The 10,836-nt window shown below is 34.8% G+C and carries 8 protein-coding genes; 1 reads left to right on the plus strand and 7 read right to left on the minus strand.

Annotated elements, in window-relative coordinates:
• Window positions 1–3: 3 nt before the first annotated feature.
• From ABJF52_RS05350 to ABJF52_RS05365, 4 genes are read right to left on the minus strand one after another with little or no spacing between them, the layout of a single operon-like run.
• Window positions 4–1,869 carry a M1 family metallopeptidase gene (locus ABJF52_RS05350; RefSeq protein WP_348147371.1) on the minus strand — a complete coding sequence of 622 codons (1,866 nt, stop codon included), beginning with the start codon at window positions 1,867–1,869 and terminating at the stop codon, window positions 4–6.
• 6 nt (window positions 1,870–1,875) lie between these two features.
• Window positions 1,876–3,507 carry a S8 family serine peptidase gene (locus tag ABJF52_RS05355; protein ID WP_348147374.1) on the minus strand — a complete coding sequence of 544 codons (1,632 nt, stop codon included), beginning with the start codon at window positions 3,505–3,507 and terminating at the stop codon, window positions 1,876–1,878.
• 15 nt (window positions 3,508–3,522) lie between these two features.
• Window positions 3,523–4,416 (minus strand): SMP-30/gluconolactonase/LRE family protein, encoded by an 894-nt coding sequence (locus tag ABJF52_RS05360; protein WP_348147377.1) that lies wholly within the window; start codon window positions 4,414–4,416, stop codon window positions 3,523–3,525.
• Complete coding sequence (locus tag ABJF52_RS05365; RefSeq protein ID WP_348147380.1) at window positions 4,400–5,260, minus strand: MBL fold metallo-hydrolase; 861 nt, start codon at window positions 5,258–5,260, stop codon at window positions 4,400–4,402. The genes ABJF52_RS05360 and ABJF52_RS05365 overlap by 17 nt, the downstream gene beginning before the upstream one ends.
• 341 nt (window positions 5,261–5,601) lie before the next feature.
• Between ABJF52_RS05365 and ABJF52_RS05370 the strand changes: the two genes are divergently transcribed.
• Window positions 5,602–7,455 (plus strand): sodium:proton antiporter, encoded by a 1,854-nt coding sequence (locus tag ABJF52_RS05370; RefSeq protein ID WP_348147383.1) that lies wholly within the window; start codon window positions 5,602–5,604, stop codon window positions 7,453–7,455.
• Window positions 7,456–7,461: 6 nt separating this feature from the next.
• On the opposite strand, the gene ABJF52_RS05375 is transcribed toward ABJF52_RS05370, so the two are convergent.
• The 3 genes from ABJF52_RS05375 to lepA form a co-directional block, all read right to left on the minus strand.
• Window positions 7,462–9,096: a DUF4038 domain-containing protein gene (locus ABJF52_RS05375; RefSeq protein ID WP_348147385.1), complete on the minus strand. Its 1,635-nt coding sequence runs from the start codon at window positions 9,094–9,096 to the stop codon at window positions 7,462–7,464.
• A 43-nt stretch (window positions 9,097–9,139) separates the two neighbouring features.
• Window positions 9,140–9,367: a GTP-binding protein LepA gene (locus ABJF52_RS05380; RefSeq protein ID WP_348147388.1), complete on the minus strand. Its 228-nt coding sequence runs from the start codon at window positions 9,365–9,367 to the stop codon at window positions 9,140–9,142.
• Between the two features lie 116 nt (window positions 9,368–9,483).
• On the minus strand, window positions 9,484–10,836 hold a 1,353-nt coding region (gene lepA, locus ABJF52_RS05385; protein ID WP_348147391.1), incomplete at its 5' end, for a translation elongation factor 4.

Consider the following 10,836-nt stretch of genomic DNA (forward strand, 5'->3'; position numbering starts at 1 on the left):
TAATTATTCTGATTGCCAAACATTATTTTCTGCATTTATATCGGCCATTAGCTGTGATGGGTCGATTACAATTGCCTTAATATCCGTTTGAGGTTTGTTAATTTCAAAAGAATACGATGGGTTTGCCCAAGGCCAATCGGGTAGCACCGTACGCTCAAACTGTGGATACGGATTGGTTTTTTCTCCTCGCATCATTCGTAGGGGTGCATAGAAAGTTTCTTGCGAACCATCTTTATAAACCACTAAAACATCAATGGGCATTGGCATTTGGCCAATTCTGGACATATTTACTTTGGTTTTTGCTCCATCTGCAAGTACATCACTAATAGCATAATCAATTGTGTTTGTGGTCTGTGTCCAATCGGTTAAGTACCAATCTAATTCAATTCCAGAAACTTTTTCTGCCGATCTTTTAATGTCATTAGGTATTGGATGTTTAAACTTAAAGTCTTCAAAATATTTTTGAATGGACTTCATTAATTTATCTTGACCAATAATATAACCTAATTGTGATAGAAAAATAGATCCTTTACTGTAGGCTGCTATGCTATACGGCATGTTTTCATTGTAGCGATCGGAATGTGTAGTTTGAGGTTGTTCTTTTCCAGTTTTTATTAAATAGTAATACCCTTTATAAGAGCTTTCAAAAGGATTGTCTTTATTCTGCTCCCTTATTTCATTGCTACATAATGATGATATAAAAGTGGTAAAACCTTCATCCATCCATTCGTACTTGGATTCATTTGTTGCTAAAACATGCTGAAACCATGAATGTGCAAGTTCATGAATCATAGTACCAATTACACTACCTGGTTTATCACCTCCAGTGATTAGTGTAGCCATAGCATATTCCATACCTCCATCACCACCTTGTATAACGGAGTATTGGTCATAGGGATATTTGCCAATGTTTTTACTAAAGAAATTCATTGCCTTTTCAGTAAGTGGCTGAACAGCTTTCCATGTTTTTTGGAATTTTTCATCATCCTTGTAGAGAAAATGCAATGTGGGCCCATCATTCATTTGCACTGTGTCATGAACGTATTCAGGATCTGCTGCCCACATAAAGTCATGCACCTTAGGCGCTTTAAAATGCCATGTTAATGTCTTACCCTTTTGTTTTTTTATTTTACTACCCGGAGTTTCATATCCATGACCTATTTCTTGAGGATTTTGTAAATATCCTGTTCCGCCTACAGTATAAGTTTTATCTAACGTAAGTTTTACATCAAAATCACCCCAAACTCCATGAAATTCTCTAGCGATGTATGGATCAGCATGCCAACCTTCAAAATCGTATTCTGCTAATTTAGGATACCATTGACTCATTGATAAGGCAACACCATCTTTGTTGTTGCGGCCTGCTCTTCGAATTTGAACTGGAATTTGACCATTAAAAGTCATATCAAATGTTGTTTTCCCTCCAGGAGGTATAGGTTTAGCCAATTCAACAACAAGAATGGTTTCCTCTTCATTAAAAGAAACTTTAACCCCATCTTGTGTTAAGGACTGCACGTGTAAATAACCAATTTCATTTTCCGTTAAGGTAGCTATTCTACTCTTTTTATCTTCCGTTACCATTCTTCCATCAGGATCAGCGATGTTTTGAAGACGCATGTCCATCTCGCTACCAGGTTGAAAAGCATTGAAAAACAAATGATAATACACACGAGTTAATTCATCATTAGAATTGTTGGTGTAAACCAATTTTTGAGTTCCTGTGTATTGATAGTTCTTAACATCTATATCTACATCCATTACATAGTCTACCTCTTGTTGCCAATAGCTATTATTTTGGGCATATCCGCCAATGCAAAAAGCAAATGAAATGATAGAAAGTACTGAAAATTTTAATTTATTATACTGCATGTTTTTTTATATTCTTATTTTTCCTTCTGAAACTCCTTTCGCCATTATTAAAGCGTTGTAAGCATTTACCATTTTACCTGATTTTGACACTTCATTCATTTTACCCGTCTTAGAAGTGTCTCCGCCAAGGATTAAATTTGTCTCTGGGGCAAGTCCAGATTCTAGGATAATTTGTTTTACTTCAGAAGCACTTAATTTAGGATATTGAGAACGAATTAATGCGGCTACACCTGCAACCGCTGGCGAAGCCATAGAAGTACCCCCTTGGAAATCATATTCGTTATTGGGCATTGTAGAATAAATTTGATCGCCAGGAGCGAAAACATCAACATTAATTGAGCCATAGTTAGAAAAAGTAGCTAACATTTCCGAACCGTACTTAGGAGCTAATGCACCTACAGTTATTACATTATCAGAAATTTCTGGACCATTGTTAACAGCGTCATTTGGAAAGTTAGGCTCATTAGGGTCGTCTAAATTTACACCATCATTTCCTGCTGCATGAACAAAAAGAACATCTTTAGAAGCAGCATATTTAATAGCATCATACACCCATTGAGCATTTGGTGAGAAGCCTTTTCCAAAACTACCATTAATAATTTTAGCACCATTATCAACTGCATAACGAATTCCTAAAGCAATATCTTTATCATATTCATCTCCATTTGGTACGGCACGAATGCTCATTATTTCAACATTATTTGCAACTCCATTGGCCCCTTTACCGTTGTTTCGTTCTGCACCAATAATACCAGCCACATGGGTTCCATGACTTTCATCTTTTGATTTGTTTTGAGGATTTCCATTTCCATAGTTGGTATCAGTAATGTCGTATGGATTATCACCTACAACTGTTCTTCCATCAAAATCTACATTGTAATTGTAATTCGCTTGATCCGTAAAATGGATTATCGCTTCCTCGACTAGTTTCATAAAGCCAGCAGGACTATCGGCATGTGAGTATGCTTGAGTGAGGATAGCTTTGTTCTGTTGCATTGCTTCATCTTTAGCTTCAATCGCAGACATTTCCTTTTTAGTGTATTCACTTTTTCCAAGCTCTTTTTTTACAGCTTCATCAGCATTTTTAACGGCTTGTAAAAATTGTTCATATTGTTGTTTGCTTTCTATGGCTTTAGCATATTTCGCTTCAACTTCAGCTTTTGCTTTAGCTTGCATTGCTGCATCGCCAATTTTTAGCTTAACTATTCTCGTTGCTTCAAGTTGCTCATTATATGACTCACCTAAAAAGTTATAACCATGAATGTCATCTATATAGCCGTTTTTGTCATTGTCTATACCATCGCCAGCGCGTTCGCCCTTGTTGGTCCAAAGTACATCGTCTAAATCTTCATGTTTTAAATCCATTCCAGAATCTAAAACTGCAACAATTACTTTTTGCCCTTTTTTATTACCTATAATTTCATTGTAAGCCTTATCTACACTCATACCCGGAATAGTATCGCTAACTAAATCTAAATGACCCCAATTTTTTTTCTCGGAATCTGTTAGATCAGAAATTTTCATTGGAGTTTTATCAATACTCTCAATAGGAGTAGTAATCAATGTTGTTGCGCCGCAACCATAAAAAAGAGTTGCTACAAAAAGCCCAAGGGCAGATTTGTAAATAGTACTTGTCATTAAATGATGTTTTTGTTAGTGTATTTTTTTATAATATGCTCCAGGATTAAGGGCTTGAAATGTTTCAAAACAACCTCTATCGGCCATTGTTACATAACAAGTTTTTCCATCAGGACCTCCAAAGGTAATGTTTGAAGGCTTCTTTCCTTTCAATTGTACTTCTTTTAAGATTTTTTTAGCAGGAGAGACTATGATGACTTTTCCCTTATCGTAACGTGTTATATATAAATTTCCTTCGGCATCACATCGCATTCCATCCATCCCAAAATCAGTAAAAGACAGAAATTTTTCTTTATTGCTAATTGTGCCATCATCATTGATATTGTATTCCCAGATATTGCGTTGAATAGATTCGTTGATATAAAGTTTTTTACCATCTGGACTTACTTCAATGCCGTTAACTGTGCCTAAGTTCTGTGCCAATAAAACTATTTCTTTTGATTTATTTACCATCCATACTTTACCAGTGCTTTCTGCCCAGTTCGGGTCGCTGAGGTAAATAGTGCCATTAGGGGCTATGGCTAAATCATTTGGCTGACTCATATCATTATTATGTGCCCATATTGTAACTTCTTTAGTGCCATTTTCTACATATAACACATTATGTCCTTTATAGTCAGCGATGAACATATTGTCATTTTGGTCGAATCGTATTCCATTACCAATACTACCTTCTGGTAGATGTACATAAACACTACCAATACCATTAGAATCAACGATTCCAATGGTGCCTTCTTCTTTAAAATTAACCGCAAAGAGCTCACCCTTGGCATTTACCGCAGGACCTTCAATACCTTTAGTAAATGAAAATTCGGTAGTAAAATGGTTACTTTTAATGTTTTGCGCTTTACATGAAATTATAAAACATAAAGACAACAAACCAAATGGTATTTTAATTAAAAAGCTCATGGAATGTAAATATTTTATCAAGCCTAGGTCCTTTTTCAGTAGCCTGCAAGGTACAAATTTCATTATGAGCATCGTGTTCGAAAAATAGATAGTAGTTGTCTTTTATTGCCAGATTGAGAAATTGTTCTTTTTCTGGCATGGTCAGTAATGGACGCGTATCATAACTGGTTAAATAAGGAACAGGAATATGACCGACAGTTGGGACCAAATCGGCAGCAAAAACTAAAGTCTTGCCTTTGTAATTAATATGTGGGAGCATTTGTTTTTCTGTATGGCCATCTGCAAACAAAATATCAAAGCCTAATTCTGAATTTTGCAAGAACATTGTTTCACCTCTGTTAATGAATTTAAGTTGACCACTTTCTTCCATAGGTAAAAGGTTTTCTTTTAAAAAAGAAGCTTTTTCTCGAGGATTGGGTTGTGTAGCCCATTGCCAATGACTTTTATCGGTCCAAAAAGTTGCATTTTTAAATGCAGGTTCATATCCTGTTTTGTTGCTGTTCCATTGAATACTACCGCCACAATGATCAAAATGTAAGTGGGTCATAAAAACATCGGTAATATCATTACGATGGAACCCTTTTTCTTTTAAAGAAGTTTCTAAGGAATAATCACCCCATTGGTAATAATATTTGAAAAATTTGTCAGATTGTTTCGACCCCAATCCATTATCAATTAGAATTAGCTTGTTACCATCTTCTATTAATAAACATCTGGTGGCAATATTAATCATATTATTAGAATCAGCAGGATTCGTCCTGTTCCAAATTGTTTTAGGAACAACGCCGAACATGGCTCCACCATCTAATTTAAAATTACCAGCCTCTATACTATATAATTGCATTTTGTAAAAATAGAAATTCGATTTTAGAAACACACTGTAATGTATTGGTAATTAAAATTAGCTATGGTTGGTAAATGGTTATTTGATTTAGGTCTATTTCAAAAATGACTAGGGTTAACTAGAAGTAATATTGAATTTGTATTAAAAAATGAAAATCAGATAAAAGATGACTTCATTAGTACAGTTAAGACTTAGAGAAAAAATTCAATTTAAATATGTTTTATTTTTCAAGCATTAATTTACGACTTCAGCTCAGAAGAAGATATTACAATTGATAGAAATTCTTGAAATAAGCAATTGTCAAATGCAAAATAAAAGGTATTTTTCAAAAAAATAAGTAAATGGTAGAATTAGCCGGAATAATAATTTTAGGAATTATTGCCCAATGGGTGGCTTGGCGATTTAAATTGCCTGCTATTTTGCCGCTTATTTTAATAGGTCTGTTTGTTGGCCCTATTTCTACGTTATATACCGAAGGAGGCCAAAAAATTATTGAACCCATTTGGAATGGAGATAAAGGACTTTTCCCAGGTGAAGGATTATATTATTTTGTTTCGCTTGCTATAAGTATAATTCTGTTTGAAGGTGGCCTTACACTTAAGCGCTCAGAAATACGAAACGTAGGTCCGGTTATTACAAAACTTATTACGCTTGGTAGTTTGGTTACTTTTATTTGTGCTGGAGTGGCAACCCATTTTATATTTGGTCTTAGTTGGCAAATTTCATTTTTATTTTCAGCATTAATAATTGTTACTGGTCCAACAGTTATTACCCCAATTCTCAGGAATATTCCTTTAAAGAATGATATTTCGGCAGTTTTGAAGTGGGAAGGAATATTAATAGACCCTATTGGAGCTTTGGCTGCAGTATTAGTTTATGAGTTTATTAGTGTAGGGGAAGGTCAAGCGTATACCTTAACCGCTATTATTGAGTTTGGTAAAATCTTACTTTTCGGATTTACATTCGGATTTACCTTTGCGCATGCTCTTGCTTTTGCAATTAAGAAAAACTTTATTCCTCATTATTTATTAAATGTGGTTTCACTTTCAGTAGTATTATTGGTTTTTGTGCAATCAGATTTATTCGCACATGAATCTGGTTTATTAGCAGTAGTAGTAATGGGAATGGTACTTGGTAATATGGATTTGCCGAATTTAAAGGAACTTTTATATTTTAAAGAATCGCTAAGTGTATTATTGATTTCAATACTTTTCATTTTACTATCTGCAAATATTAATATTGCCGATCTTGAACTTATCTACAACTGGAAAACCGCTTTGCTTTTCTGTGTTATTGTGTTTTTCATTAGGCCTTTGGGAGTATTTTTAAGTGCAGCTGGGTCTAATCTTAAATTTAATGAGAAACTTTTTATAGGCTGGGTTGGCCCACGTGGTATTGTAGCTGCTGGTATTGCTTCCCTTTTTGGATCTAAATTGATAGCTAGAGGCGAAACAGGTGCAGAATATATTACACCCCTTGTTTTTATGATTGTTTTAGGGACCGTTTTATTAAATGCTACTACTGCACGGTTATTTGCTAAAATGGTTGGAGTTTTCTTAAATAAGTCGGAAGGTATTGTAATTATTGGTGCGTCTAAAGTATCTCGATTAATTGGGGAGTATTTGAAAAATAATGATCGGCATGTTGTACTGATTGATAATAACCAAACCAACATAAATAAAGCAAAGAAGTTAGGTCTTGAAGCTTTTTCTGCAAATATTTATTCCGATTCTTTGGCTGATAATATAGAACTTAATGATGTAGGATATTTAATGGCATTAACAGGGAACTCAGATATAAATAAGTACGCGGTAAATAAGTTTGGAAATCAATTTGGTGAAAATGGTTCTTTTAGATTGGTGAATGCGGATGAAATGATTGACCCTGAAAACAATCCGAAAGAAGGCCTGTTTTCGCATACAGATGATTTTGTGAGGCTAACTGAAACAGCACGAAGCTATCCTGCTATTCATGAAATTGAAATTAAAGACCAAGAACATTATGATGGGCTTATAGAAATTACAAAGGCCGATGGAAATATCGTACCAATGTTCTTAAAAACAAAAGAAGGGGAATTAAAAATAATTTCATCCTTTAGTAAAGAGTTTGATGATATTGAAGAAGGATACCAATTAGTTTATTTGGGCAAAATGTTAGATGTTGATACTACAGTTGAGGCTTCTGAAAAGGCATAAATGGCATTATTTACTGATTATTAAAACCCACGGATTGTGATTTGGAGCAGTAAACATTGATTTCGAAACTTTCGACAAAGGCAATGTCTTCCCCGTTTTAGGGTCTACCCATTGATAATTTAATACTAACGGTATATTTTTAATTTCAATAGCACCACCATTGTTCAAATAAGAAATATATAATTCTCCTTCTTTGGCTAAAAGGGGTTTATTATTGGATAAATCCCAGCGTTTTTGAATATCAGTTAAGTTATAGTCACTTAAAATTTTACCAACCATGCCTACATAAATGGACCCTTCTAATTCCATAGCTTCTTTCCAAGAAGTTGCTTGGTCTGTCCAAGATTCCCAGCCCTTTTCTGTCGCTGAAATTTTCCATTGCCAAAGGGTTGCTGCTCCATAAACTACGCCCATTGTTCCACCATGCATTAGTTGCATCCATGCTTCTTCACCTTGCCACCATCCTAAGCCTTTTTTACCATCTCGCATTCCCTCATAGGTAGGCTCTCCATTTGCAGCTCCTTTAATGGGTAAATAGTTGTACATACGTTCTACTTTATGATAGAGGTGTGCACCATCATGTCCAGTTTGAGCCCATTGAAAGTCTAACCATTCTTTATCATGATATGTTTTATTATTGTGGAAACAATGTTCACGCTCACCATTTGCCCAATCAGCTAAATAATCATCACAGGGATTGTAATGGATGCCCGTGGGTTGTGCATAACAGTCCCATTCCTCTATCATTTCTCCACTTTCTAGAACGCCTGGATCTTTTCCATTGTGATCGCCCCCTAATAACCAAATTGCTGGACTACTACCATATCTAGCCAATAAATATTTACAATAACGCTCGTACTCATCTGGTGCAATTGTTTTTCCTAAAACTTCAAGACCTTTCCACCCAAAACCATGAAATACGGGTTGATGTACTGGAACAATTTCATGTGCAATTAGTGTTTCAATGATTCCATCATAGTATTTAAAATAATCTATATTAATTTCATTTAAATGTCCATTGGACAAATCTTCAAAAGCTCTTTTAAATCCTAATTCTGTATTGCGTTTATTGGGTCCTTCAGCTTTCATATCTGGTTGTAATGTCATTAATAAAACAGTGTTGTAGCCTTTTGCTTGTCTTTCTTTAGCATAGTATTCCACTTGCTCTAATGTGGCGCGAAAAGGTATTGCCCAAGGAGTATCACCTACCATTAAAAAAGGTTCATTTGAATTATGAACAATGTTTCTATGGCCTTTTGACATTTTTAGAAGTCCTTTTTTTATCAGTTTATTGGAGCTAGTATTTTCAATTGAACGAAAGCTTCCCTTTTGATTATTTAGACCTTTGTCTCTTGAATTCGAAGCATAAGATTTCCAAGTCCATGATCCTTTGCTGTCATTTGGAGCGAACCGTACTTTCCACTTGTTTCCTCCATCCCAAAAAGCTGGCCTCTTAAATTCATCATTTTCTTCATTGATAAAAATGGCCCAAACGTCTACATCTGTATAAGGATTTTTATATGTCTCTTTTGCCGATAAGGTTATTTCAAGGGTATTCCACTGTGGAATATTTCCGGTAGATTGCGCCGATAAAAAGAAAGAATATAGTAATAGAAAAATAGAAGTTAAGAGAGCCTTCATTTTGAATTGATTTTATCAATGAAGGTACTAAAAATGAAGTAATTTAAAAGACCATTGTTTTCCAAACACTTATAGAAATATCCTCGGTATGTATTTCATAATTAGACCCTGCAACTAACCTATAAAAATGAATGGCAGATTCTCTTCTAATTTTATCTGCTAAAAGGGATTCGTCAATATCTCCACTTTCTTGCCGCCATGTAAAAATAGAATTTTGTTCAATCTGAATGATGCGATGTTTAGCAACGAATTGGGCAATGTAGGTGGTCATTCTGGGAGTACTTTTTTATATTAACTATGTTGGTTCAAAAAAATTGTATGAACTATACAAAAAGTAGGAAAATTTTTACAACAAAATAAACGAATTGTAAAATTTCGTTATTTTAGTTAATCATTTAATTTTAAAACAGCCATAAAAGCTTCTTGTGGAACTTCAACATTACCAACTTGACGCATACGTTTTTTACCCTTTTTCTGCTTTTCTAAAAGCTTTCGTTTTCTAGAAATATCACCACCATAACATTTGGCAGTTACATCTTTTCGTAATGCTTTGGTGGTTTCTCTAGAGATTATTTTGGCACCAATAGCGGCCTGAATAGGAATATCAAACTGTTGTCTTGGTATTAATTCCTTTAATTTTTCGCACATTTTTTTACCTATATGTACAGCATTATCTGCGTGAATTAAAGCAGATAAGGCATCAACAGGTTGTGCATTTAATAAAATATCTACACGAACCAATTTGGAAACGCGCATGCCAATTGGCGCATAATCAAAAGATGCATATCCTTTGGAAACAGTTTTAAGTCGATCATAAAAATCGAAAACAATTTCAGCCAATGGCATATCAAAACTAAGCTCTACACGTTCGGTAGTGAGATAGGTCTGATTCGTTATTTGCCCCCTCTTTTCTATACATAACGACATAACATTACCTACAAAATCTGATTTAGTAATAATGGTCGCTTTGATATACGGTTCTTCTACACGGTCAATACTAGATGGGTCAGGAAGGTCTGTAGGATTATTGACAATAACTGCCGTTTCTGGATCTTTACGAGTAAATGCGTGATAGCTAACATTAGGCACGGTAGTTATTACAGTCATATTAAACTCTCGTTCCAAACGTTCTTGAATAATCTCCATATGTAACATTCCTAAGAATCCACAACGGAAACCAAAACCAAGAGCCGCACTACTTTCTGGGGCAAAAACTAAAGATGCGTCATTTAATTGCAACTTCTCCATGGAAGAACGCAAATCTTCAAATTCATCGGTGTCTACGGGATAAATTCCAGCAAAAACCATGGGCTTTACATCTTCAAAACCTTCAATGGCATTTTTAGTAGGGTTGGCAGAATCGGTAATGGTATCACCAACCTTTACTTCGCGTGCATCTTTAATGCCCGTTATTAAATAACCAACATCACCCGCCTTTACGCTTTGTTTTACTATCTGATTTAATTTTAAAGTGCCAATTTCATCAGCAAAATAACTTTTGTCAGTTGCTACGAATTTTATTTTTTGTCCTTTTTTAATTTCACCATTAATAACTCTAAAATAAGTTTCTACTCCTCTAAACGGATTGTAAACAGAATCAAAAACTAATGCCTGTAATGGTTCATCAATATTGCCCTCAGGAGCAGGAATACGATTAATTACAGCTTCTAAAATATCACCAACTCCAAAACCGGTTTTACCACTAGCATGTATAACTTCTTCTGGTTTGCACCCTAAAAG

It is taken from the genome of Aurantibacter sp., assembly GCF_039941195.1.
GTDB lineage: Bacteria > Bacteroidota > Bacteroidia > Flavobacteriales > Flavobacteriaceae > Aurantibacter_A.

What these genes read in the sequence shown, in the direction of transcription:
- ABJF52_RS05350 (WP_348147371.1), bottom strand. Translation starts at nt 1,869, where the DNA reads ATGCAGTATAATAAATTAAAATTTTCAGTACTTTCTATCATTTCATTT.
- ABJF52_RS05355 (WP_348147374.1), bottom strand. Translation starts at nt 3,507, where the DNA reads ATGACAAGTACTATTTACAAATCTGCCCTTGGGCTTTTTGTAGCAACT.
- ABJF52_RS05360 (WP_348147377.1), bottom strand. Translation starts at nt 4,416, where the DNA reads ATGAGCTTTTTAATTAAAATACCATTTGGTTTGTTGTCTTTATGTTTT.
- ABJF52_RS05365 (WP_348147380.1), bottom strand. Translation starts at nt 5,260, where the DNA reads ATGCAATTATATAGTATAGAGGCTGGTAATTTTAAATTAGATGGTGGA.
- ABJF52_RS05370 (WP_348147383.1), top strand. Translation starts at nt 5,602, where the DNA reads ATGGTAGAATTAGCCGGAATAATAATTTTAGGAATTATTGCCCAATGG.
- ABJF52_RS05375 (WP_348147385.1), bottom strand. Translation starts at nt 9,096, where the DNA reads ATGAAGGCTCTCTTAACTTCTATTTTTCTATTACTATATTCTTTCTTT.
- ABJF52_RS05380 (WP_348147388.1), bottom strand. Translation starts at nt 9,367, where the DNA reads ATGACCACCTACATTGCCCAATTCGTTGCTAAACATCGCATCATTCAG.